Annotated in this window: 21 protein-coding genes; 13 read left to right on the top strand and 8 right to left on the bottom strand. The window is 71.6% G+C overall.

Features of this window, described 5'->3' with window-relative positions; genetic code table 11:
- Nucleotides 1–127 precede the first annotated feature (127 nt).
- From ADL15_RS45365 to ADL15_RS45350, 4 genes are all read left to right on the top strand, one after another.
- Nucleotides 128–514: a BlaI/MecI/CopY family transcriptional regulator gene (locus ADL15_RS45365; RefSeq protein WP_083972537.1), complete on the top strand. Its 387-nt coding sequence runs from the start codon at nucleotides 128–130 to the stop codon at nucleotides 512–514.
- A gap of 94 nt (nucleotides 515–608) precedes the next feature.
- Nucleotides 609–3,098: a DEAD/DEAH box helicase gene (locus ADL15_RS45360; protein ID WP_067705943.1), complete on the top strand. Its 2,490-nt coding sequence runs from the start codon at nucleotides 609–611 to the stop codon at nucleotides 3,096–3,098.
- A gap of 237 nt (nucleotides 3,099–3,335) precedes the next feature.
- Nucleotides 3,336–4,532: a helix-turn-helix domain-containing protein gene (locus tag ADL15_RS45355; protein ID WP_067705941.1), complete on the top strand. Its 1,197-nt coding sequence runs from the start codon at nucleotides 3,336–3,338 to the stop codon at nucleotides 4,530–4,532.
- Nucleotides 4,533–4,634: 102 nt separating this feature from the next.
- Nucleotides 4,635–4,913 carry a hypothetical protein gene (locus ADL15_RS45350; RefSeq protein WP_067705938.1) on the top strand — a complete coding sequence of 93 codons (279 nt, stop codon included), beginning with the start codon at nucleotides 4,635–4,637 and terminating at the stop codon, nucleotides 4,911–4,913.
- Nucleotides 4,914–4,953: 40 nt separating this feature from the next.
- Here the strand turns inward: ADL15_RS45350 and ADL15_RS45345 are convergent, their stop codons facing one another.
- The 3 genes from ADL15_RS45345 to ADL15_RS45335 all read right to left on the bottom strand — a co-directional run bounded on the left by ADL15_RS45345 (nucleotide 4,954) and on the right by ADL15_RS45335 (nucleotide 9,226).
- Nucleotides 4,954–6,621: a TM0106 family RecB-like putative nuclease gene (locus tag ADL15_RS45345; protein ID WP_067705936.1), complete on the bottom strand. Its 1,668-nt coding sequence runs from the start codon at nucleotides 6,619–6,621 to the stop codon at nucleotides 4,954–4,956.
- Nucleotides 6,622–7,633: 1,012 nt separating this feature from the next.
- Complete coding sequence (locus ADL15_RS45340; protein ID WP_067705934.1) at nucleotides 7,634–8,179, bottom strand: ParB N-terminal domain-containing protein; 546 nt, start codon at nucleotides 8,177–8,179, stop codon at nucleotides 7,634–7,636.
- A gap of 51 nt (nucleotides 8,180–8,230) precedes the next feature.
- The gene (locus ADL15_RS45335) at nucleotides 8,231–9,226 is read right to left on the bottom strand and encodes an AEC family transporter (RefSeq protein WP_067705932.1); all 996 of its coding nucleotides are present in this window, start codon (nucleotides 9,224–9,226) and stop codon (nucleotides 8,231–8,233) included.
- 72 nt (nucleotides 9,227–9,298) lie between these two features.
- Here ADL15_RS45335 and ADL15_RS45330 point away from each other — a divergent pair, with 72 nt between their 5' ends.
- From ADL15_RS45330 to ADL15_RS45320, 3 genes are all read left to right on the top strand, one after another.
- Nucleotides 9,299–10,807, top strand: a complete 1,509-nt coding sequence (locus ADL15_RS45330) for a DUF6461 domain-containing protein (RefSeq protein ID WP_067705930.1) — start codon at nucleotides 9,299–9,301, stop codon at nucleotides 10,805–10,807.
- 70 nt (nucleotides 10,808–10,877) lie between these two features.
- Entirely contained in the window at nucleotides 10,878–11,687 is an 810-nt protein-coding gene (locus ADL15_RS45325) for an SAM-dependent methyltransferase (RefSeq protein WP_373873100.1), read from the top strand.
- 21 nt (nucleotides 11,688–11,708) lie between these two features.
- Entirely contained in the window at nucleotides 11,709–12,743 is a 1,035-nt protein-coding gene (locus tag ADL15_RS45320) for a hypothetical protein (RefSeq protein WP_157441994.1), read from the top strand.
- A 1-nt stretch (nucleotide 12,744) separates the two neighbouring features.
- Here ADL15_RS45320 and ADL15_RS45315 read toward each other — a convergent pair whose 3' ends face one another.
- Nucleotides 12,745–13,752, bottom strand: coding sequence for an HAAS signaling domain-containing protein (locus tag ADL15_RS45315; protein WP_083972535.1), 1,008 nt, complete (start codon nucleotides 13,750–13,752; stop codon nucleotides 12,745–12,747).
- The gene (locus tag ADL15_RS45310; protein WP_067705925.1) at nucleotides 13,749–14,078 is read right to left on the bottom strand and encodes a PadR family transcriptional regulator; all 330 of its coding nucleotides are present in this window, start codon (nucleotides 14,076–14,078) and stop codon (nucleotides 13,749–13,751) included. The genes ADL15_RS45315 and ADL15_RS45310 overlap by 4 nt, the downstream gene beginning before the upstream one ends.
- A gap of 107 nt (nucleotides 14,079–14,185) precedes the next feature.
- Here ADL15_RS45310 and ADL15_RS45305 point away from each other — a divergent pair, with 107 nt between their 5' ends.
- From ADL15_RS45305 to ADL15_RS45290, 4 genes are all read left to right on the top strand, one after another.
- Nucleotides 14,186–14,947, top strand: coding sequence for a globin domain-containing protein (locus tag ADL15_RS45305; RefSeq protein WP_067705923.1), 762 nt, complete (start codon nucleotides 14,186–14,188; stop codon nucleotides 14,945–14,947).
- Nucleotides 14,948–15,108: 161 nt separating this feature from the next.
- Nucleotides 15,109–15,462, top strand: coding sequence for a hypothetical protein (locus ADL15_RS45300; protein WP_067705921.1), 354 nt, complete (start codon nucleotides 15,109–15,111; stop codon nucleotides 15,460–15,462).
- A gap of 10 nt (nucleotides 15,463–15,472) precedes the next feature.
- A complete protein-coding gene (locus ADL15_RS45295) occupies nucleotides 15,473–16,252 on the top strand; it encodes a sulfite exporter TauE/SafE family protein (protein WP_067705919.1) in 780 nt (259 codons plus the stop codon).
- Nucleotides 16,253–16,536: 284 nt separating this feature from the next.
- Nucleotides 16,537–16,860 (top strand): STAS domain-containing protein, encoded by a 324-nt coding sequence (locus ADL15_RS45290; protein ID WP_067705917.1) that lies wholly within the window; start codon nucleotides 16,537–16,539, stop codon nucleotides 16,858–16,860.
- Nucleotides 16,861–17,395: 535 nt separating this feature from the next.
- Here ADL15_RS45290 and ADL15_RS45285 read toward each other — a convergent pair.
- From ADL15_RS45285 to ADL15_RS45275, 3 genes are all read right to left on the bottom strand, one after another.
- Nucleotides 17,396–17,683, bottom strand: coding sequence for a hypothetical protein (locus tag ADL15_RS45285; protein WP_067705915.1), 288 nt, complete (start codon nucleotides 17,681–17,683; stop codon nucleotides 17,396–17,398).
- A 196-nt stretch (nucleotides 17,684–17,879) separates the two neighbouring features.
- On the bottom strand, nucleotides 17,880–18,776 hold the full coding sequence (locus ADL15_RS45280) for an LLM class flavin-dependent oxidoreductase (protein ID WP_067705913.1): 897 nt from the start codon (nucleotides 18,774–18,776) through the stop codon (nucleotides 17,880–17,882).
- Entirely contained in the window at nucleotides 18,773–20,860 is a 2,088-nt protein-coding gene (locus tag ADL15_RS45275; protein ID WP_232344949.1) for an LLM class flavin-dependent oxidoreductase, read from the bottom strand. The genes ADL15_RS45280 and ADL15_RS45275 overlap by 4 nt, the downstream gene beginning before the upstream one ends.
- Before the next feature lie 73 nt (nucleotides 20,861–20,933).
- On the opposite strand from ADL15_RS45275, the gene ADL15_RS45270 reads away from it, so the two are divergent.
- Nucleotides 20,934–21,374, top strand: a complete 441-nt coding sequence (locus ADL15_RS45270; protein ID WP_083972534.1) for a MarR family winged helix-turn-helix transcriptional regulator — start codon at nucleotides 20,934–20,936, stop codon at nucleotides 21,372–21,374.
- 96 nt (nucleotides 21,375–21,470) lie between these two features.
- Nucleotides 21,471–22,676: a sensor domain-containing phosphodiesterase gene (locus ADL15_RS56175; RefSeq protein ID WP_232344948.1), complete on the top strand. Its 1,206-nt coding sequence runs from the start codon at nucleotides 21,471–21,473 to the stop codon at nucleotides 22,674–22,676.
- The last annotated feature ends 24 nt before the right edge of the window (nucleotides 22,677–22,700 follow it).

Genomic DNA, 22,700 nt, shown 5'->3' with positions numbered 1-22,700 from the left:
GACGTCCCCCGAGGATCTCGTGCATACGCGCTTGCCCTGTTACCAAACCACATAACCCGGCCGCGTCAGGCGACTTGGGAACAAGCCGGATTCCCGGCACGACGCCGTCGATCGATAGAGTCAGAAGGTGAACGACGCACGCACCCCCGGGGACGAGCGACCCGGCCGCCGCCGGCCCGGGCAGCTGGAGACCGAGATCATGACGGTGCTGGGCGCCGCGGACCGGCCACTCACCCCCGGTGAGGTGCGCGATCGTCTGGATCCGTCGAACGAATTGTCCTACAGCACCGTGGTCACCACGCTGACCCGGCTCTATGAGAAAGGCTCGGCGTCCCGGCATCGGGAGGGACGAGCTTTCCGGTACGGAGCGCCGGACGGCCCGGCCGGTCTCACCGCGGACCGGATGACCCGCCTGCTGGCCGTCGAAGCGGATCGAGCGTCGGTGCTGCGCCGCTTCGTCGGCAACCTGGACGCCACCGACGAGCAGCTGCTGCGCGACCTGCTCAGCGAGTAACCGGCGCCGGAAGTGCCCCCGCGCAGACCCCGGCCGGCGATCCAGCGGTCCCCTTTACGCAGCGTCCGGGGCGAGCTGACAAACTTGCAGGATCATGACGCTGACCGATCGCCTTCCCGGCAACGCTGAGCCCGACGCTGTCTTCGACGCTTTCCAGACCTGGGTGTCGGAACAGGGGCTGACCCTGTACTCGCATCAGGAGGAGGCGCTTATCGAAATCGCGACCGGCTCCAACGTCATCCTGAACACCCCGACCGGCTCGGGAAAGAGCCTGGTCGCGGCGGGCGCGCACTTCGCCGCGCTGGCCGACGGGCGCACCACCTTCTATACCGCGCCGATCAAAGCCCTGGTCAGCGAGAAGTTCTTCTCCCTCTGCGCGATCTTCGGCGCGCACAACGTGGGCATGCTGACCGGTGACGCCAGCGTCAACGCGGACGCGCCGATCATCTGCTGCACCGCGGAGATCCTGGCCAACCTCGCGCTGCGCGAGGGCGCGAAGGCCGACGTCGGCCAGGTGGTGATGGACGAGTTCCACTTCTACGCCGAGCCGGACCGCGGCTGGGCCTGGCAGGTGCCGCTGATCGAGCTGCCGCAGGCGCAGTTCCTGCTGATGTCGGCGACCCTGGGCGACACCACCCGGTTCGTCGACGACCTGAGCCGGCGCACCGGCCGGTCCACCTCGGTGGTCAGCAACACCGAGCGGCCGGTCCCGCTGCTGTTCGAGTACGCGATGACCCCGCTGCACGAGACGATCGAGGAGCTGCTCGCCACCAAGCAGGCGCCGGTCTACATCGTGCACTTCACCCAGGCCGCCGCCCTGGAACGCGCCCAGTCGCTGATGAGCATCAACATGAGCAGCAAGGCCGAGAAGGAGGCGATCGCCGCGGCGATCGGCGGCTTCCGGTTCACCGCGGGCTTCGGTCGTACGTTGACCCGCCTGGTCCGGCACGGCATCGGCGTGCACCACGCGGGCATGCTGCCGAAGTACCGGCGGCTGGTGGAGACCCTGGCCCAGGCCGGGCTGCTCAAGGTGATCTGCGGGACGGACACCCTCGGCGTCGGCATCAACGTGCCGATCCGCACCGTGCTGTTCACCGGCCTGTCCAAGTACGACGGGGTGAAGACCCGCCTGCTCAAGGCGCGCGAGTTCCACCAGATCGCGGGCCGGGCCGGCCGGGCCGGGTTCGACACGCTGGGCACCGTGATCGTGCAGGCCCCGGACCACGTGATCGACAACGAGCGAGCCCTGGCCAAGGCCGGCGACGACCCGAAGAAGCGCCGCAAGGTGGTGCGCAAGAAGCCGCCGGAGGGGCAGATCGGCTACAGCCGGCCGACCTTCGACCGGCTGGTCGGCGCCGACCCGGAGCCGCTGACCTCGTCGTTCCAGGTGTCGCACGCCATGCTGCTGAACGTGCTGGCCCGCGACGCCGACCCGTTCGAGGCGATGCGGCACCTGCTCACCGACAACCACGAGGAGCCGGCCGCCCAGCGCCGGCACATCCGCCGGGCGATCGCCATCGCCAAGGCGCTGATCGCCGGCGGGGTGATCGAGCGCTCCGAGGCCGGTGTCTACAAGCTCGTCGACGACCTGCAGCTGGACTTCGCGCTGAACCAGGCGCTGTCGCCGTTCGCCCTGGCCTGTCTGGAACTGCTGGACAAGGAGGCGCCGGAGTACCCGCTCGACGTGGTGTCGGTGATCGAGGCGACCCTCGAGGACCCGCGCCAGGTGCTCTCCGCGCAGCGGCAGAAGGCGCGCGGCGAGGCGGTCAACGCGATGAAGTCCGAGGGCATCGAGTACGAGGAGCGGATGACGCTGCTCGAGGACGTGACCTGGCCCCGGCCGCTGCTGGAACTGCTCGAGGGCGCGTACGAGACGTACCGGCAGGGTCACCCGTACGTCGCCGACTACGAGCTGAAGCCGAAGTCCGTGGTCCGCGACATGTACGAGCGGGCCATGACGTTCACCGAGTACATCTCGTTCTACGGCCTGTCCCGCTCCGAGGGGCTGGTGCTGCGCTACCTGGCCGACGCGTTCCGCGCGCTGCGCCAGACGGTGCCCGAGGACGCCCGCACCGAGGAGCTCGGCGACCTGATCGAGTGGCTCGGCGAGCTGGTCCGGCAGGTCGACTCCAGCCTGCTCGACGAGTGGGAGCGGCTGCGCAACCCGGGCGCCGTGATCGAGGAGGTCCGGATCGACGACAAGCCGCCGGCGGTCACCCGCAACGTGCGCGCGTTCAAGGTCCTGGTCCGCAACGCCATGTTCCGCCGGGTGGAGCTGGCCGCGCTGGGCCGCTACGACCTGCTCGGCGAGCTGGACTCGGAGGCGTCCGGCTGGACCGCGGAGCGCTGGCGCAAGGCCGTCGACGAGTACTTCGACGAGTACGACGAGATGGGCACCGGCCCGGCGGCCCGTGGCCCGGCGCTGCTGCACATCGACGCCGGTCCGACCGTGTGGACGGTCCGGCAGGTCTTCGAGGACCCGGCCGGCGACCACGACTGGGGCATCGACGCCACCATCGACCTGGCCGAGTCCGACGAGGCCGGCATCGCCGCCATCAAGATCGTCGCGGTCGGACCGCACTAGGGGCCTGTCCAGCTGGCTTACAGGGGTGGCTCCGCGTCGCGGAGACACCCCTGAGGACCAGCCGGGATCGGGAGGCGCGTCTCGGCCGGGAGTGGCCGCGGTCGCGCGCCGGCCTCACGGGCGGGACTCGGCTCGTAGCCTGCGGACGAGCGCTCCGTAGTCGTACCGAATAGGGTTTTGAATGTGGTGGTACCGGCGTGTACCGCCGGGTATCGATGGCGGGCTTAGCGTCGGGGTATGACGCCACGACCGACGCCGGACCCGACGATCGGGGACCGTATCCGGGATCGCCGACTGCGCCGCGGCTGGAGCATGCGGTTCGCCGCGAGCCGGGCCGGGGTCTCGCACGCCACCTGGAGCAGGATCGAACGCGGACTGCAGGCGGCCGACAACCGGTTCGTGCTGGCCGATCTGGCCGCCGCGCTGGAGTGTTCGCCGGCCGAGCTGGCCGGGACCGCGGTGCCGGCCGGTGATCGGGACGCGGTGGCCGCGCACGCCGCGGTGCACGCCGTCCGGCAGGCCCTCGTCGATCTCGACCTGTCCGTGGCCGGCTCGTTCGAGGCACCACCGCTGACCGAGCTGGCACGGACCGTGGCGCTCCTCGACACGCTGCGGCAGGCCTGTGACTACGCCGGAGCGAGCCGGTTGATCCCCGATCTGCTCCGCGGCCTGCATGCCTCTGCCAGCGAAAAACCAGCGCTGCGCCTGCTCTGCGACGTCACGTTCATCGCCTCGTCCGTGCTGCGCAATCTCGGACATCCGGCCGACGCGTGGCTGGGGGCGGAACGCTGCCGGGACGCCGCCGCCGCGACCGAGGACCCGGTCCTGCGCGGCTACGCCGCCTACGCGCGGACCAGCGCCGCCAACGCCTGCGGGTCCTACGACCGGGGTTACGCCCTGGCCGAGCAGGCCGTCGACGATCTACGGCCGCACGCCGCACTGCCCGGTGCCGCCGAGATGATCGGCTCACTGCAGCTGAACTGCGCATACGCCAGCCGGGGCGCCAAACGCCTGGACGACAGCCGGGCCTGGGCCACCGAGGCCGCCGCGCTGGCCCGCCGGACCGGGGAGACCAGCACGCTCGGGCTGTACTTCGGCCCCACCAACGTCGACATCTGGCGGATCGGCATCGAGATCGACGGCGACGACCCGGGGCGCGCCGCGCAGATCGCCCGGGACACCGACCCGGCCGCCCTGCCGATCGGTTTCCGACAGGTCTTCTACTACACCGACACCGCGCGCGCCCTGGCCCGGCTGCGGAACCGGGACCGCGAGGCGATCCGCTTCCTGATCGTGGCCGAGCGGGTCGCCCCGCAACACGTGCACACCTCGTCGATGGTTCAGGAGACCGCACGGGCGCTGCTCGACCGTTCCCGGCGGATGGCCGGGGGAACAGAGCTCCGAGCCCTTTGCGAACGACTCAAGATCGGCTAGGGTTCGCGGTGCGTAACCGATGCGTGACCGTGCGACGAGCAGGCAGGCCACCGCGCGCCCTAGCGGGCCGCCCGCTACCCGGGCCGGTTACGGTTGACGACTATGACCACCTACTCCGGTCCGGCGCGTCTCACGCTCGTCGACGGCACACGCGTATCCGGCATGGCTTCGCTCAGCACTAACCAGCGGGGCGGCATCGACGGGTGGGGCGGAACCTTTCGACCGGACCAGATCAGCACAGACGTACGTAACGCAGCCGAAGGACTTGTTTTGGAACTGCCTTATGACCAGATCGGCGAGGTGTCCGTCACCGGCGTCCGCCGGTTGCTCGCGACACAGATCCTGATGTCGCTCGCCGGTCGCGGACCAGCGCCCTTCTGACCTTTTGTTGGAGCGGCGGCCCGGGCCGGGCCGCCGCGCGTCACCGGTAGCTCGCGGTCAGCCAGTCCCGGACGGCCAGGTTCGCCCGTACGTCGTCCTCGTTGTAGTCCAGCAGCCGCCGCGCCGCCTGCTGATCACCCTCGCGGGCCGCCCGATGCCAGTCCTGCGACTGCCGGCCGCCCGGATCGTCGTCCCGCCAGTGGAAACCGGCGCCGTGCACCGCGATCACTTTCAGCCCCAGCCCGGCCCGGGACTCGACGCCGTCCTTGACCAGCCGGTGCAGGTCCACCCAGCGCTCCGGCTGCGCGGCACCCCGCGGCACCGGGGTGAACCGGGCCGCCCGGGTCCGCTCCGGGTGCGTGTAGTGGTAGACCAGCAGACTGCGCCCCTGCTCCTCGGCCTCGGCGGCGAGCGCGTCGAGCCGGGCCAGGCAGTGTCCTGTCAGGCGCGCCTCGTCGGTCACCGCCGGCTCGAAGAACGCCTCGTACCGGCTGGCACCCCCGCTGGTCACCAGCAGCCCCCACAGGTAGACCCGGTCGTCGGCGCCCCACTCCGCGTCGATGTCGATCTCCACGTCGGCACGGGGCACCACCGGCAGCGGGCCGTCCTTGATCCGCAGCAGCAGGCCGTCGCGCGCCAGCTGCGCCGACACGGCCGCCTTCCGCAGCCGATGCCGCCGCTGCGGCAGATGCCCGACCTCACGACCGTAGGCTCCGGCCAGGAGGTCGTCCGGGTCACTGGAGGCAAGACCTTCGATGGTACGAATACCGCTCTCCCGCAACGCCAGGTACTCCCGCACGCTAAGTGCCCCGCGCAGCTCCCCGCTGAGGTCGGCCGGCGGCAGTTCGTCGACGCAGACCGGCGCCCACTCGCAGGTGGTGCACTCGGCGTGCCCGACCGGCTCGACCAGGGGCTCCGGATCGTCCGGCCGTCCGCGCCGCTGCCGGGCCACCGCGGCGACCCGCACCCGGAAGTCGTGCTCGTGGTCGTAGCGTTCCAGGGCACTGCGCTTGGCCTTGCCCGAGGTGCGGGAGAACGTGATGAACCGGGGCAGGCGCAGGTCGTACCAGACGAGCTGCGCGCCGTCGGTGCCGACGATCGCGCCCCACGGCTCGGCGGCCTGGTGACCGCACGCGGCCAGCATCCGCCAGTAGTGCGCGAGCTGGAGCAGGTCCCGCTCGTCGGCGTGCTCCCGCGCGTCCTCCAACCTGACCGCGGCGGCCAGGGACGGGGCGTGGAGCGGGCTGACCCGGGCGTCCAGCCCCTTGGTCAGCACCCGGTGGGCCTTGATGTCGGCCGGGTGATAACCGCCCTCGGCCGCCCGGATCAGCAGGTCGGGCTTCCCGGTACGGTGCCCGGGCAGATCGTCGGGGAGCCGCCCGCCGACGATCACGCTGGCGCCCGCGCGCATGGCGCCGATGGTCGCGCCGATGTGCATCGGCTTGTCGTCGTCGAGGTCGCTGAGGTCCGCGTAGCCGGGCAGGTTGAGCCCCGCCCAGGCACCGAGGACTTCGGACTCGAACGTGTTGCCCAGGTCGAAGAGCTGCTGAAGTTCCGGGGCCACCGGCCCGAACTGGCGCGGCACGGTCCGGTCGTGCCGGTTGTGGACGGCACGGGGACAGGTCTTGGCGGCGTATCCACCCAGGAGCAGCGGGCGCTCAGCGGTGCTTCCGGCCGGCTCGGTCCCGCTGACTCCACCGATGATCATGCGTGATGGTAGCCACCCGCAGCACCCGTTCAAAAACGGACACACCCTTCCGGGCGCACCAGGCACCGCCGCGCCGGCCGCCGCGAGGCCGGGCACCGCCGGGCCGGGCACCGCCGGTCCGGGCACCGCCGGTCCGGGCACCGCCGGGCCGGGCACTGCGGGCTGGTGTCGTGGGCTGGGCGCTGCGGGCTGGTGTCGCTGGTGTGTCGCGGTCGGTGGGTGGCTGGGGCTGGCTTGCCAGGCGGGGTGGCCGTTGGTCGCGGTCCGATGCGCCCAATCCCGGCAAACTGCTGGGCACGGCGCAACCCGGCTGGTGCTCATGGCGGTATCCCGGCCGCTGATACCACCATGAGCACCAGCCGGACTCGGCGAGCGCTGGTGGTGGTTATCGCGGACCCGGAACAACCACTGCCGCTCGCCAGGACCGCGCGGCTGGCGCTGAGCGCCCTTATGAAGGGGTCATAACGGCACTCACGACCAGCCGGGACAGGGCGGCTGGCGCTGGGCGCCCTTATGAAGGGGTCATAACGGCACTCACGACCAGCCGGGACAGGGCGGCTGGCGCTGGGCGCCCTTATGGAGGGGTCATAACGGCACTCACGGCCAGCTGGCACGGTCCGGCTGGGGCTGACGGCCGTTATGCCTGCCTGTAGGCGGCCGTGAGGGCCTGCTGGGCCGGGAGCTGCCCGCCTACCGGGATCACCGCCCAGCCTCTGGGACGGCCGCGGTCGCGGGCGGCGCATCGGGCCGCGACCAGCAGCCACCCCGCCTGGCAAGCCCCCAGCCACCCACCAACCCCAAGCCGCGACCAGCGCGCCGGGCCGGGAACGGCAGCTTCCCGCAAGGGAGCCCCCACCACCAACCCCAAGCCGCGCAACAAACCACGACCAGCGCGACCAGCGCGCCGGGCCGGGAACGGCAGCCCCTCCGCCCGGCAAGGCCCCGGCCACCCACGCCGCGAGCCGCGTAACAAGGCGTGACCAGGGCGGGCGGTGCGCGGGGGTTGTGGGGGCTACAGGGCGGTGGGGTCGTCGAGGGGGGTCAGGGAGAGCAGGACCAGCTCTATGCCGTCGGCGGCTGCACGGGCGATCAGCTCGGACGCCAGTTCCGCGTCGAAGCCCTCCGGGCACTGCCACCAGCCTGTCACGGTCACATCTCCTGGGAACAGGCCGTCGCAGTTGGTCCAGCCGCCGGGGAACGGGAACGAGCGCAGCACCCGGGCCAGCCGGTCCACCAGGGTCGACGTCACCGCCGCGGCGCCCAGGGTCGCCTGGACGCGCCGAGGGTCCGGGAGGTCCGACGGGGAGTCCGCGACCTTCAGCCAGTCGTGGCGGTTCCTCAGGGCGGCGGCTATCCGGTGCATGCCGTCGAGGATCTCGCGGGCTTCCGGGTCGACCAGGATCGGCTGGGCGAAGCCGCCGTTCACCACGAGCTCCGAGCGGAGCAGCTCGACGCACTGGGCGCTGTCCGCGTCGGCGAGCAGGTCGGGGATCGCCGACTTCCAGGTGTCCCCTCCCACCGAAGGCCGGTAGGTGGCGAGCACCTCGGCAAGCGTCATCCGGCGAACGGTCACCGGAGAAGGCTGCCATGCCGGGACGCCGAAGCATACTCACCAAAGGTGGAATAAAAGTGTCACCGACAGGAGGACAGGGACGCACGACACGGTGGTCAGGAAGATCGTGTCGCGGACCAGGATCTGGCCGGTGCGGAAGCGCTGGGCGTACAGATAGATGTTCTGCGCGGTGGGCAGGCCGGCCAGGACGGTGACCGCATACGTCTGGGGTGGGGTCAACCGCCACGCGGCAGCCAGCAGAAACGCGATGAGCGGCATCGCGGCGGTCTTGAGCAGGACGGCGGTGACCGTGCCGGCGCGTTCCGGGCCGGGCGCGAGCACGCGGCGGCCGGAGAGCGACATGCCGAAGGCGATCAGGACCATCGGTACGGCGGCCTGACCGATCGTGGTCAGCGGGTTGAGCAGGATCGACGGCAGTCGCAGGCCGGTCAGCGCGACGATCCCGCCGAGCAGGGTGGCTACGACCAGGGGGTTGCGCAGCGGGACGGACACCGCGGCGCGGGCTGAGGCGTGGCCGGTGGTGGCGAGTTCCAGCAGGGTGAGCGCGATCGGCGTGATGATCAGCAGCTGGAGCACGATGATCGGGATGACCAGGGTGGCGTCGCCGAGGACGTAGGTGGCGACCGGGATGCCGATGTAGTTGGCGTTGACGTAACCGGCGCCGAGCGCGCCGAGCACCAACTCGCCGGACCCGACCCGACGAAAAGCCGAGCCGGACGAGCCAGGCGATCCGGGCAGACCGGACGAGCCAGACAGGCCGGGCAGGCCCGGCCGGACGCCGCGGACGATCAGCGCGTGCAGGCCGAAACAGATCAGCGCGGCGCCCACCGACACCAGCAGCGGCTCGCTGAACAGGGCGGTCAGGTCACTCGCGGCCACCCCGGTGAACAGCAGGCACGGGGTGAGCACCAGCCAGACCACCCGGGCCAGGACCGCCTCGGCGTTCTCCGGCAGCCCGCCCCACCGGCGCAGCGCCCAGCCGGCCAGCACGATCGCACCGATCAGCACGAATCCGGAGAGCGCCGACACCATGATCGCGACGCTATCGGGCGACGGCTGATCGAATCGACTCCGGGGCGCGGCGGCAGATCGTACGGTGACCGGGTGGGTGACGAGGCGGCGGATTACTACGACCGGATGCTGGTGGACGCGGAGTGGGGCGAGGCCTTCTGTGTCACCTTCGTCCGGGGTCTCGACGACGCCGCGCTGATCGCCGCGTTCGGCGGCGACCCGGCCGGGGCGCGGTCGCCGGCCGATCTCGCGCAGGTGCTCGACGGCTTCCGGTACGGCGAGGAGCCGGCCACCCTGGTCGTCGCCACGATCGGCGACTGGCGGGTCGCCATCGAGATCAACGGTTGCCAGGGGAGCCGCCCGGAGGTGCTGCGCCGGGCCGCGGCGGCCGGTGACGGGGTCGCGCTCAGCGTGTTCCGCGACGTCAGCGGGCGCTCCGAGTTCAGCTACCTGAGCGGGGACCGGACCCAGACGGTGATCGACCACATCCGGCCGGAACGGCGCTCCGGCGAGGACCCGAAGCTGCTCGACCCGATGCTGGCCGGGCTGCCGTTCGGATATGAGGACGACACCATCCCCGAGGCCGCCGGGTTCGCCCTGGCCGAGCGGATCACCGGCGTACGACTGCCGTTCGACCTGATGGAGCAGGATCTGCCCGGGGTGGTGCTGACCCTCGTACCAGATGATCTTGTGCCGGAGGGTGGCCGCGGTCTTGCCGCGCTGGAGCACCCGTTCGTCCAGCGGATGCTGGCGTCGCCGACCATGGAGAACGTGCCGGCGATGGCGGCGTTCCGGGCCCGGCTGATCGCCGAGGACGCGCACCTGGACGGCGAACCGGTGCTCGTGGCGATCCTGGAGGCGCTCGAGGACGGCCGACGGCCCGCGCCGGAGCTCCGTGCCCAGCTGCGGGAGCTGCACGAACGCGTCACCGGCGACCTGCAGGGGATGAACGCGGTGCAGGACGTGGCGGCGGCCGCGTTCAGCGAGGATCTCTCCGACCGGTTCAGCACCGCGTATGCGATCCAGGACAGTGATCGCAGCCTGCAGGCCGTCGTGCTGCGCCGGTGCGCCCTGAGCGCCGACCGCAGGTCCGCCCCGCCGGTCGAAAAGCCCGCGCCGATCACCGAGCCGACCACCGCTCCGGCGAGCAGCCATCCGGCCTCCGGGGTGATGGCCAAGGAGTTCGCGTCGTGGCAGCCGGAGAAGCAGCGCGAGGTGTCCCGCTGGCTGGCCCGGCGCGCGTTCGAGATGGCCGGGCTGGACAAGCTGGACTGGGCTCGCCCGGCCCTGGACGCCCTCGACCGCGGCGATCCGCTGCCGTTCCCGGACCGGCGAGCGGTGTTCCGGCTGATCTCCGCGGCGGCGCTGGTGACCGCGACGACAGGTCTGCCGCTGGACCAGATCGGTGATCGCCTCACCGAGAAGCAGCGCGCCGACCTGCGGGAACGCATCGACCGCGCGCCGATGGCAGTGATCACCATCTTCAACACGGCGAATCCGGACCCGGCGCGGGCGCTGAGCGACACGTTCTCCACGGCGCTGGAGACGTTCGACGGCCGCGCCGACGATCTGGTGACGGAGTTGCGCGCCCGGTTCGGCTGACGCCTCGTCCACAACGGATTCCCGCGCGGGTACTACGATGCCTCTGGATCTTCGACCTGAGGAGGCGTCGGTGGCTGACCGGCGGCATGCATTGGACCGGATCGACACCACGGTGGCGCACCCGGCCCGGCGGTACAACTACTTGCTCGGCGGCAAGGACAACTTCGCCGCCGACCGTGCCTCGGCCGAGGCGATCGAGCGGGCCATGCCGACGATCCGGCTCGCCGCCCTGGAGAACCGCGCGTTCCTGCAGCGTGCGGTGGACTTCCTGGCGCAGCAGGGCATCCGGCAGTTCCTCGACATCGGCACCGGCATCCCGACCGCGGACAACACCCACCAGGTGGCGCAGCGGATCGACCCGGCGGCCCGGATCGTCTACGTCGACAACGACCCGATCGTGCTCACCCACGCGCGGGCGCTGCTGACCAGCACGCCGGAGGGTGTCACCGCGTACATCGACGCGGACCTGCGCGAGCCGCGCACCATCCTGGACGACCCCGAGCTGCGCGCGACGCTGGACTTCACCAAGCCGATGGCGGTGATGCTGGTCGCGGTCCTGCACTTCATCCGCGACGACGAGGACCCGCAGGGCGTGGTCGACACCATCCTGGACGCGCTGCCGCCCGGCAGTTTTGTGGTGGCCTCCCACTCCACCTGGGAATACCTGCCGGCCGGGGCGATCGAGGCGCTGGAGGCCGCGAACGCCGACGGGCGGTTCCGGGCGCGGACCGGCGCGCAGCTCGAGCACCTGTTCCGCCGGCTGGACCTGATCGAGCCGGGCGTGCAGTCGGTGTCGCGCTGGTGGCCGGAGCAGGCGTCGCAGCCGCGTCCGTCGGTCGAGGACGTGGCGTTCAACGCGATCGTCGGCCGGGTTCGTTGAGCATCGGCGAGGTGAGCACCCATGGACCGTGAGGACGACCGCGAGTCTCCCCCAGCCCTGCGGATCGCCCGTTACCTGGACGATCCGGCACCACGGCCGCAGCCGGTCCGCACCCCGCCGGGGACGATGCTTCCCAACATCGCGGATTATTGGCCGGACGCACCGCACCGGGTCGAGGCCGCCGCCAGGGCCGCGGGTTGGCGGGCATTCCTGCCGGCTTCGCCAGATTTTTCCGGTACGACGGAAGTGCCGTCATCCCGTCGCCCCCATCGTCCGGTCATCCTCACCGGGGTGCTGGCCCTGCTCGTGATCGGCGGCACGGTGGTGCTGGCCCGGCCGCTGACCGACGCGGACATCCGGCAGCGCGCGATCACCCCCGTGCCGGCGCTCCCGTCCGAGTCCCCGGCGGTCGTCGGCCCCGCACCGACCACCACGGCGCCGTCCCCGGCCGCGACCACCGTCGCGCCGCGCCCGCCGCTGCCGACCTCGGCCATCACCACCACCACGCCACCGGCCCGGATCCGCACCGCCCGGTTCGAGCTGGTCTCCGGCATCACCGACTTCGTGGTCCGCAGCGCCACCCTGGACGACGTGGACTTCCGGGTCCGCGGCGGTGAGCCGACGTTCACCGACGGGGTGCTGCGGGTGACCCCGGCCGGTGGCGGCAGCCCGGTCGAGGTGCAGCTCAGTGACCGGATCGTCTGGGGCCTGCGGATGGCCGGCGGGGTCAAGACCGCCACGTTCGACCTGGCCGGCGCCACGATCAGCCGGATCGACCTGGACGGTGGCGCCGAGACCATCGACATCACGCTGGGCCGGCTGACCCGGACCCTGCCGATCCGGATGGCCGGCGGCGTGAGCCAGTGGCACATCCGGACCGATCGGGAGGTGCCGGTCCTGGTCGAGGTCGGTGACGGCGCCGGGGACATCGCGATCTACGGCCGGCACAAGGGCGGCACCGCGCCCGGCGCGGTGATCCGCTCCGGCGACCTCGGCGACGCCGCGGGGCTGGACGTCGACGCGGCCGCCGGGATGGGCCTGCTGGAGATCTCCTGAGCTATTTGCTGGAGGACGGGATCGGCTTCGCCGAAGGCGTCACCGAAGGCGTCACCGAAGGCGTCAGGGACGGCGGCACCGATGACGGCGCCGGCGGGTCGGGGGTCGGCCACTCGTCGTTCTCCATCGGGGTCGGGCTCGGCGCCACGAACGGGTTCAGTTTCGGACAGCGCGGGTAGCCGCGCTGCCAGCTCTGCACGGACTCCCCGGTGTCCGGGTCGTCGCACCACTGGCTGCCGAGCTGGATCGGCTGGCCGTTCTGGTCGTAGAGCTGGGCGTTCTCCACCGGGTGGCCCTGACCGTCGTAGACGAACACGTCCCGGACGTTCTCGTAGCCGGAGTTGCCGCTGTAGGTGGCGTCCAGGTAGGACGGGGTCTCCTGGGACCGGCCGTCGACGGTCACGAACCCGATCATCGCGATCAGGACCAGCAGGGCCGTCCCGGACCAGTACGCGTACCGGGGCCAGTACCCGGTCGGCGTGCCACGGCGGCCCAGCCAGATCGAGCCGACGACGCACGCGCCGAGCAGGACCAGGCCGAGCAGCACACTCCCGCCGATCCGGGGCAGCAGGCCGATCCGCGCGTCGATGCTGTCGAACAGGTAGACCAGCACCATGGCGGCCAGGTAACCGCGCAGCACCCACCAGGCCGGGCGCAGCAGGGCCAGGAACTCACTGGCCTTGGCGTAGCCCAGGACCGGACCCACCCGTACGTCTGCTTCTCGCAAACCCCGGACGACCTGGTCGCGAACCGCCTTCAGCTCGGCGTAGCGGTCCGGTTTCTCGGCCTTGACGTCGGGGACCTCGGCCGCGGCGAGCAGCTCGGCCGCATACGCCGCCGGCTCGCCCAGCCGCTCGACGAGCGTGCCGGTGCCCTCGGCGCGGACCTCGGCCAGGTGCTCGGGGAGGTCCTCGAGCAGCTCCTCACGGGTCTTCTCCGGCAGGCCGCCGAGCGCCAGCCGCACCTGGGCGACGTACCCGGTGATCTCGTCCGCTACCACGTCGTTCACACGGTCCCCCGGTCCTGAAGCAGGTCGTCCATCGTCGAAGCGAAGTCGCGCCAGGTCTTGCCGGTCCGGTCCAGTTCGGCCCGTCCGGCGGCGTTCAGCGCGTAGTACTTGCGGTGCGGCCCCTCGTCACTGGGAACCACGTAGGTGTTCAGGAAGCCGTTGGCGAACAGCCGGCGCAGCGTGCCGTAGACGGAGGCGTCGCCGACGTCCTGCAGGCCGGCGGCACGGAGCCGGCGCAGGATGTCATAGCCGTAGCCGTCCCCGTCCCGGAGCGCGGCGAGGACCGCGAGATCCAGCACTCCTTTGAGGAGCTGTGTGGTATCCACGCACGGCACAGTACTGCGCTATCCGAAGTACCGTCAACACCGCGATACCGTACGGTCGTCTACAGTGCTTACTTGATTACACAGTTACTGGGCTACGGAGGATCGTCGTGATCGTGGAGTACATCCGCTACCGCATCCCCGAGGGGCGTGACGGGGAGTTCGAGAAGGCCTACGCCCGAGCCGCCGAGCAGCTGGCCAAGGCGCCGCAGTGTGGAGACTACGAGCTCAGCCGCTGCGTCGACGACCCCGCCGCGTACGTTCTGCGGATCACCTGGACCTCGGCCGACGACCACCTGCGCGGCTTCCGCGGCGGCGAGCTGTTCCCGGTGTTCCTGGCCGAGATCCGGCCCTACATCGAGTCCATCGAGGAGATGCGGCACTACCGGCCGACCGCGGTGAGCGGCACCGGCGGCGCGGTGCCGACCCTCTACGAGTGGGCCGGCGGTACGGCCGCGTTCGAGCGGCTCACCGAGCGGTTCTACGACACGGTCACGGCCGACGAGCTGATCGGGCCGATGTTCGCGCACATGGATCCGGGACACCCCCGGTACGTCGCGATGTGGCTGGCCGAGGTCTTCGGCGGCCCGGCCGACTACACCCACGGCCGCGGCGGGTACGCCCACATGCTCGGCAAGCACCTGAACCGGGCGATCACCGAGCCGCAGCGCCGTCGCTGGGTGAGCCTGCTCGCCGACGCGGCCGACGAGGTGGGGCTGCCCGGCGACCCGGAGTTCCGGGCCGCGTTCATGGGCTACCTGGAGTGGGGCACCCGGCTCGCCCAGGCCAACTCCCAGCCGGGTGCCGAGCCGGCGCCCCAGGCACCCGTGCCGCACTGGGGCTGGGGCGTGGCTCCGCCGTACCGGGGATGAGTCGGTTCCAGGCTCAGCTGAGGGCGACAGCGACCGATCTTTCCCCCGACGGATACGTCAGGCCTTGGGGTGTGAAAGTTGCCGATGTCGTCCCATCCGCACGGGGAGCAGAGTCCCTGGCAGCAGGCGTTGGGCCGGCGGGCTACCGGCAGCCGACCGCGATGCCCGCCTACCACCAGCCGCCGGCGGCAGCGCCGGGCGTCGCGGTGTCCGGGACCGACGGCGGCGACGGCTGGATCACCGTCGCCCCGGGCGCCGCCGTGCTGGGATACGGGGCGTTACGCCTGCGGGGCGCGGTGTCCGTGCTGCTGTCCGCGATGGCCGTGCTCTGCGCGATTGCGTTGGCCGGCACCGGTGTCGTGAACTTCGTCGGCCTGCACTCGGGGCAGGCCCTGATGGCCCAGGTCAGCGTCGGTCCCGGCCGTCCGCTGATCATCCTCGCGGGCCTGGTCGGTGCGCTCGCCGCCGCCCGCGCCGCCCACCGCACCACCGGGCTCGGCAGAGCGCGCTACTAGTCTGTCCGCCATGAGCTGGCAGACCGGCCTGACCGGGTTCCTGGCCGGCCTGGTGATCTCGATCGTCACCGCACCGGTCGGCGTGTCCGGTGCGGTGTTCCTGCTGCCGGTCCAGCTCAGCGTCCTGCATGTGCCGAACCCGGCGGTCACCCCGACGAACCTGCTGTTCAACGTGGTCGCCGGGCCCGGCGCGCTGCTCCGCTACCGCCGCAACGGCCAGCTCACCGGACCGCTGGCCCGGCTGCTGATCACCGGTACCGTGCCCGGCGTCGCACTCGGCGCGGTGATCCGGGTCTTCGCCATCCCCGGCCCCCGGGTGTTCCGGCTCGTCGCCGCCGCGATCCTGTTCCCGCTCGGCGTCTGGCTGTGCCTGCGCGCCCTGCGGCCGGCCGTTGCCGATCGGCCGCCGCTGTCCCGGCGCACGGTCCTCGGGCTGAGTCTCGCCACCGGGACGGTCGGCGGCGTCTACGGCATCGGCGGCGGGTCCATTCTCGGACCGATCCTGGCCGGGCGCGGCACGCCGATGGCCGAGATCGCCCCGGCCGCGCTGGCCTCGACGTTCGTCACCTCGATCGCGGGCGCCGCCACGTATGGCGTGCTGGCCCTGACCACGAGCGGCGACATCGCCCCGCACTGGGTGCTCGGCGTGCTCTGCGGCGCCGGCGGCCTGGTCGGCGGCTATCTGGGCGCCCGTCTGCAGCCCCATCTCCCGGAGACCGCGCTCCGCTTACTGCTCGGCACGCTCGCCGTCACCCTGGCCCTGGTCTACCTGGCCCAGTCCCTCCCCTGACCCCGTTCTGGCCCGGTCGGCCCGCGGGCCGGCCGGGCGCGCCAGGCACCCGCCACCCCCGACCGTGCCGCGGCTCGCGGCCCTCGGCTGGCTCTCGGGGGTGCCTCCGCACCCGCGAGACACCCCTGCGAACCAGCCGGAACGCGCCTCGCCGCACCGGACCGCGCCGCGGCCGGTGACCGATTCGTGACCTGGTGAACTTTTCCCGGCGACCCTCGACCTGCTCCCGAACGGTCCCTAATCTCAACCGTTCAGAGAAGGTCCGGGCAACGGAAGGTAAATCGATGACGGCCAGCACGGTCGACGTCAACACGAGCGCCGACGGCACTCTCGTCATCCACCCGCGGGGCATCCTGGACGCCGGGGACGCGGTCGCCCTGCGCCGCACGCTGGTACAGGCCATCCGCCAGACCCGCCCGTTACGCCTGGTCCTCGACCTGGCCGAGGTCCGCGAACTCGACCCGATCAACCTCGGCACCCTGGTCGCGGCGTGCCAGATCGGCGACGACCACCAGGTGGCGGTCTTCCTCGACCACTCGTCGATGGCCCTGGCCGACACCCTGACCGCCGCGGGCGTCCCCCGCCACCCCCTCCGCCACATCATCTGACCCGGCCAGCGGGCCAAACCCACCCCCGGACCGCTGTCACCCCCAGGCAGGCATCCGCTTCCGATCACCTTTCCGGTACGCCGGGGAGCACACCGGCACGGGTCCCGCCCTCGAGTGCGCGGCGGTAGCGCACTGATGCAGCGTGGAGTGGGTGGTCCCGCGGTCGTCCGGTGGCAGCGTGCGCACTCCGCCGTGGGGCGGCGGGTCACGCAATCCGCGCTCGGCCGGAACGTCGGGTCACGCGAGGCCAGTGACCACCCTGGAGCGCTGCGCGGAACCGGGTTCCCGGCTGGTTGTCAGGGGTGTGTCGAAGCACCCGAGACACCCCTGGCAACCAGCCGGATCGGTGCACGGCGGCGTATTCCAGGGGTGTGGCTTGTCGTGCTCGGGGTGTGCTCGCCTCGCTGGACGGCCGACCCGATGCGAACCGTGCGCGGCCTGCTGCCCAGGCCAGAGCCGGGACGGAAGGCGCAGCGCACGCTCATCGTCAAGAACGCTCACCGGCAGTCGCCAACCGGTGAGCGATCAGAATCGGTCAGAAGGGGGGCGCGTCCTCGCCCATCAGCGCCAGCACGACGCCGCCCTTCCCACTCTTCAGGCCCTGGACGACGACCTTGCCGGTGCTGCCGTCGGGCAGCTCCAGCGTGAAGGTCTTCCCGATCGGGCTCTTGGGGCCGTTACCGGCGCTGTTGGCGGGCCGGAAATCCCCCGCCCACGGCGGGACACCACCCTTGCGGGCCGGCTCGGCGAAGAGCGCGGCGGTGCCGGGAGTCCGGGTGCCGTCGGAGGAGAGAAGGACTGAGGCGCTGCGGAAGGTAGCCATATACCGCTAGGTTATCCCGAACCACGCTCGTTCGCGCCATGACACCGGTGTCGTATCTGAACCGGCACACCGTGCGATCATGATCAACTATCGTTCCGGGGTCGATCCCGGGCCGCGGCAGGGCTTCGGCCGGGCCAGATTCGGCCGGGCCGCGCGGGCAGGGCCGCGGCGCCGGGGTGTGGCGGATCGCGGTGGGTCAGTGGGCTCGCTCGGCTGCCACCAGCTCTCGCACCGCCGGGGCGACCTCCCCCGCGAACTCCTCGATCGCCGCCGGGTCGTCGCTGGCCAGGATGAAACTGCTCACGCCGTGTTCCAGAGCGACCCCCGCCAGATCCTCCGCCCACTGCTCGGCCGGGCCGTTCAGGAAGGACTTGCCGAAGCCGCTGAACGTTCCGTTGATGTTGAGCATGCGACGGATCCGGGCCGGGTCCCGGCCGGCCGCGACCGCGCTGTCGTCGATGTGCTGGTTGATCACCGCGTAGTCCGCCGGGCCGCCTCCCAGGTATGACAGCGACGGCAGCACCCCGTCCGCCGCGCGGCCGATCAGGCGCAGCATCCGCGGCTTGTAGGCGCCCACCCAGATGCTCATGTCGTGGGCCGGCGCCGGACCGCGCTTCACGCCGTCGGCCTGGTAGAACTCACCGTTCACCCGCACCGGGCCCGGCTCGGAGGACCAGACCGCGCGGATGATCTCGATGGCCTCGCCCAGCGCGGTGACCGCCTGGCCCGGGGTCAGCCGGCGCGCGCCCATCGCCTCGATGCCGTCCCAGAACGCGCCCGCGCCCAGGCCCAGCTCGATCCGGCCGCCGGTCAGCTGGTCCAGGCTCGCGTGGCTGCGGGCCAGCACGGCGGGCTGGCGCAGCGGGAGACTCAGCACGTTGCCGCTGAGGCGGATCCGGGTGGTGCGCGCCGCGGCGTACGAGATGAGGGTCCACGTGTCGTGGAACTTCGGCAGGTACGGGTGGTCCTGGAACGTCGCCAGGTCCAGGCCGGCCCGGTCGGCGACGACGGCCAGCTCGACCGCCTGGTGCACCGGCTGGGCGGTGGGCGTGATGAACGTACCGAAGAGCAGGTCCTGGCCGTAGTCGGTCATAGCGCCGCCACCTTGATGTTGAAGTTGTCGCGGAAGAGGTTGTCCGGGTCGTAGCGGAGTTTCAGCTCGCGCAGCCGGGCCAGGGTGGCCGGCGGGAACGCGTCCGCGACACGTTCCGGGCTCTGATCGGTTTCGAAGCTCAGGTAGAGGCCGTCGAAGTGCTCGGCAAGATCGGCCCACCCGGCGTCGACCCGCTGCTTCGACGAGCCCATCACGATCACCGAGAAGTTCGCGGAACGGTGGGCATAAGCGGTCTCATCGGCGGGCACGTCGGCGACCGCGCCACCCACCGTGCGGATCTGGAACCAGTGCACCGCACCACTGGCGAGCAGCTTCACCACGGCGCGGGCGAAGGCCGGCGTCAGGTGCTCGATCAGGCCGGAGCGCGAGGTCGGCTCACCGACAGCCTGGTGATAGCCACCGTCGGCGGCGTTGGAGATCACCCCCGCGTACGGCGTGAGCACCACCTCCTGCTGGTACAGCGGCGCGATCGCGGCGATCGGCTGCACCTGCTCGATGATGGTCTCCGGATCGTCGCTGTCGACGACCGCCATGAGCTGCGCGTACGCCGGCTGACCGGCCCGCGGCGGCCCCATGATCAGCTGGCCGCTGAGGTCACGGGGCGCGGCCTCGATCGACCGGCCCCACTTCACCAGCAGGTCGGCCGGGTCGTCGGCGGCCACCACGAGCTGGGCGAAACCGACGTCGCCGACCTCGTACGCCTCGAACTCGAACGAGGTGACCGCGCCGAAGTTGGCGCCGGCGCCGCGGACCGCCCAGAACAGGTCGGCGTTCTCGGTCGCCGAGGCACGCACCACGCTGCCGTCGGCCAGGACCATCTCGACGGCGTGCAGGTGGTCGATGGTGAGACCGTGTTTGCGGGCCAGCCAGCCGACCCCGCCCGCGGTGGCCAGCCCGCCGACGCCGACACCGCCGTAGTCGCCCGAGCTGAGCGCCCAGCCGTACGGGCGCAGGGCGTGGGCGACGTCCATCCAGCGGGCGCCGGGACCGACTCTGATCAGGCGCCGCGCCTCGTCGAGGATCTCGATGGTGTTCAGCGCGGCCAGGCTGACCACGATGCCGCCGTCGTTCGTGGACCGGCCGCTCACCCCGTGCCCGGCGCTGCGCAGGCCGAACGGCAGCTCCGGGTGCGCGCGGGCGACCGCCAGGGCCTCGACGACTTCCGCAGTGGTGGTGGGCCGCAGCACCAGGCCGGGCGCGCCGCCGCGCATGTAGGTCGAGCGGACCCGCGCGTAGTCCAGGTCACCGGGTTCGACCGCGGTCGCGGCGAGACTCGCCGGGAGCTCGTCGTAGGCGATACCTTCGCGGCGCTTGGACCGTACCGAAGCCGGTCGAAAAACGGACGGCCCGGAGGAGTCCCGCAGCGTCTCCCACGCGGTCAGATCCGGGAGCACGGCGGCGCGGAACAGGAAGGTGTCCGCGCCCAGCGCGGAGAGTTCGGCCGCGGAGCGGTCCGGATCGACGATCAGAATCCGGCGGATCTCGTCAGCGTCCCGGTCCGCTTCACTCGCGGCCGTTTCGATGATTTTGTACGCCGTGGCCAGCTCATCCGCGCTGACCTGCTCGAGGTCGGCAATCCACCCGTCAGCGGTGCGACCGGCCAGTGCCAGCGACGCGGGATCGGTCCCGGTCAGCCAGATCGGGATACGGTGAGCGGGCAGCGGACCGCGCTGCGCCTTCGGGACCCGGTGGTGCTCGCCCGGGTAGCGCAGCGGACCGGCCTGGTCGGCGTCCAGCACGCCCCGGACGATATCGGTCACCTCGCCGAGGTGCTCGCCGGTCAGCGCCAGACTGAGCCAGCCGCCGGAGAGCAGGTCGAGGCTGGCGGCCGCGCGACCGAGAACGGTCGGCTCGCGGTCGGCGGCGGCGAGACCGGTGACGGCGAGCCCGACCCGCTCGGTGTGCCCGGCGATCCAGCTCAGCAGCGTCCACGGGTCCAGTTCGTCCGACGAGACCGCGACCAGGTCGTAGCCCAGTTCCTCGGCCCGGCGCGCCTCGGCCACCGAGGTGACGAGTGCGCCGAATCGCAGCCGATGCTTCATCGCGGCCTCCAGGCCAGCCATGGGTTGATGTGTCAACTCGTTGATACATCAACCATCGTCTGATCTGCAAACCGGCCGACGTAGGATTCGACGCGTGACCCCCGACGTCTTCACCACCTGGCAGGCGTATCAGCGCATGCGGGTGCTCCTGAACTCCCAGATCAACCGGGAGCTGGGCCGGTCCACCGGGCTGTCGGAGGCCGATTACGACATCCTGTTCTTCCTCGAGCAGTCCGCCGAGACGAGTGTGCGCTCGGTCGCCCTGCGGTGCGGGCTGGCCTGGGAGAAGTCACGCTTGTCACATCAGCTGCGCCGGATGGAGCAGCGCGGCCTGATCGAGAAGGCCCCGGGCGCGGTGATCCACCTGACCGACCGGGGCCGGGAGCAGATCGCGGCGGCCCGCGACTGCCACGAGGCGGCCGTCCGGCGGTATTTCGGCGACGTGCTCTCCGCCGAGCAGCTCGCCGCCCTGGCCACCATCTCCGACCAGGTGGTCGCCCGGCTCAGCGAGGATCTCCCGCACCACGTGCACTGACCGGGAGCGACCATCCCGGCGTTTTGCTCAAGGGCGGGACGGTTGCGCCGAAGTTCTCCAGTGGTGGCGGTGACGTGCCGGGCAAGGAGAACGAACGTGCGAACAGTCTCAGCGGAACTCGCGACCGGGACGCCGCCGGCGCGGCCGGACGAGGCCGGCCTGGCCGAGATCGAGCGGCTGCTCGACAAGGTGCGCGACCAGCTGGGTGTAGAGGTGGCCTGGATCTCGACGGTGGGCTCGGACGCGCTGACCGTCTGGGCGGCCACCGGCGCGACCCGGGCGATGAACCTCGAGCTGGGTGACCGGGACCTGATCGGCTCGTTCTGCACCCGGATCCTGGCCGGGACCCTGCCGGACATCGTGCACGACGCCCGCCGCCACCCGGTCACCCGTGACCTCGAGGTGACCCGTGAGCTGCGGATCGGCTCGTACGCCGGTGTGCCGTGGCGCTCGCCGGACGGCCTCACGACCGGCCTGCTGTGCTGCGCCAGCCAGCATCCCGACCCGTCGCTCGACCAGCGGTCGGTGCAGTACCTGACCCTGATCGCCGACCTGCTCGCCGACCACATGGGCGGACCCCTCGCCCTGCAGCGGCACAGCGTCGCGACCGCGCGCCGCGCCGTGCAGGCGGTCCTGGAGGCCCGGGACGTCCGGATGGTGTTCCAGCCGATCGTCCGGCTGCGGGACCGGGCCACCGTCGGTTACGAGGCGCTGGCCCGCTTCGATCCGGGCGCGTTCGCCGGGCCGGACCGGGCGTTTGCCGCGGCCTCGCTCTGCGGGCTCGGCGTGCCGCTGGAGCTCCTCGCCGTCCGGCAGGCCCTGGAACGGCTGCCCGACCTGCCCGGCCACCTCGGGCTCGCGGTCAACCTGTCCGCCGAGGCCCTGCTGGAAGCCGAGGTACTTGACACGCTGCTCGCCCACGCGAGCCCGCGCCTGACCATCGAGGTCACCGAGCACACCCAGGTCGGCGACTACCCCTCGCTCACCGGCGCGCTCGACTCGCTGCGCCGGGCCGGCATCCGGCTGAGCGTCGACGACGCCGGCGCCGGGTACGCCAGCCTGCAGCACATCCTGCAGCTGCGCCCCGACCTGATCAAACTCGACATCAGCCTGGTCCGCGACGTGGACACCGACGTGGTCAAGGCGGCCCTGGCCCGCAGCCTGAACGACTTCGCCGGCCAGATCGGCGCGAGCCTGATCGCCGAGGGCATCGAGACCGCCGGTGAGCTCGACCGGCTCACCGGGATCGGCATCGAGTACGGCCAGGGCTACCACCTGGCCCGCCCCGGCAAGCTGCCCTGACGACACGGCTCAGCCGCGACACAG

It is taken from the genome of Actinoplanes awajinensis subsp. mycoplanecinus (assembly GCF_001509495.1).
GTDB lineage: Bacteria > Actinomycetota > Actinomycetes > Mycobacteriales > Micromonosporaceae > Actinoplanes > Actinoplanes palleronii.
This window is presented reverse-complemented; position numbering and strand designations above follow the sequence as displayed.

Excerpts from the sequence above, each read along its gene's own strand:
- ADL15_RS45360 (WP_067705943.1), top strand. The coding sequence starts at position 609 with ATGACGCTGACCGATCGCCTTCCCGGCAACGCTGAGCCCGACGCTGTC.
- ADL15_RS45355 (WP_067705941.1), top strand. The coding sequence starts at position 3,336 with ATGACGCCACGACCGACGCCGGACCCGACGATCGGGGACCGTATCCGG.
- ADL15_RS45350 (WP_067705938.1), top strand. The coding sequence starts at position 4,635 with ATGACCACCTACTCCGGTCCGGCGCGTCTCACGCTCGTCGACGGCACA.
- ADL15_RS45345 (WP_067705936.1), bottom strand. The coding sequence starts at position 6,621 with ATGATCATCGGTGGAGTCAGCGGGACCGAGCCGGCCGGAAGCACCGCT.
- ADL15_RS45340 (WP_067705934.1), bottom strand. The coding sequence starts at position 8,179 with ATGACGCTTGCCGAGGTGCTCGCCACCTACCGGCCTTCGGTGGGAGGG.
- ADL15_RS45335 (WP_067705932.1), bottom strand. The coding sequence starts at position 9,226 with ATGGTGTCGGCGCTCTCCGGATTCGTGCTGATCGGTGCGATCGTGCTG.
- ADL15_RS45320 (WP_157441994.1), top strand. The coding sequence starts at position 11,709 with ATGGACCGTGAGGACGACCGCGAGTCTCCCCCAGCCCTGCGGATCGCC.
- ADL15_RS45300 (WP_067705921.1), top strand. The coding sequence starts at position 15,109 with ATGCCCGCCTACCACCAGCCGCCGGCGGCAGCGCCGGGCGTCGCGGTG.
- ADL15_RS45295 (WP_067705919.1), top strand. The coding sequence starts at position 15,473 with ATGAGCTGGCAGACCGGCCTGACCGGGTTCCTGGCCGGCCTGGTGATC.
- ADL15_RS45290 (WP_067705917.1), top strand. The coding sequence starts at position 16,537 with ATGACGGCCAGCACGGTCGACGTCAACACGAGCGCCGACGGCACTCTC.
- ADL15_RS45285 (WP_067705915.1), bottom strand. The coding sequence starts at position 17,683 with ATGGCTACCTTCCGCAGCGCCTCAGTCCTTCTCTCCTCCGACGGCACC.
- ADL15_RS45280 (WP_067705913.1), bottom strand. The coding sequence starts at position 18,776 with ATGACCGACTACGGCCAGGACCTGCTCTTCGGTACGTTCATCACGCCC.
- ADL15_RS45275 (WP_232344949.1), bottom strand. The coding sequence starts at position 20,860 with ATGGCTGGCCTGGAGGCCGCGATGAAGCATCGGCTGCGATTCGGCGCA.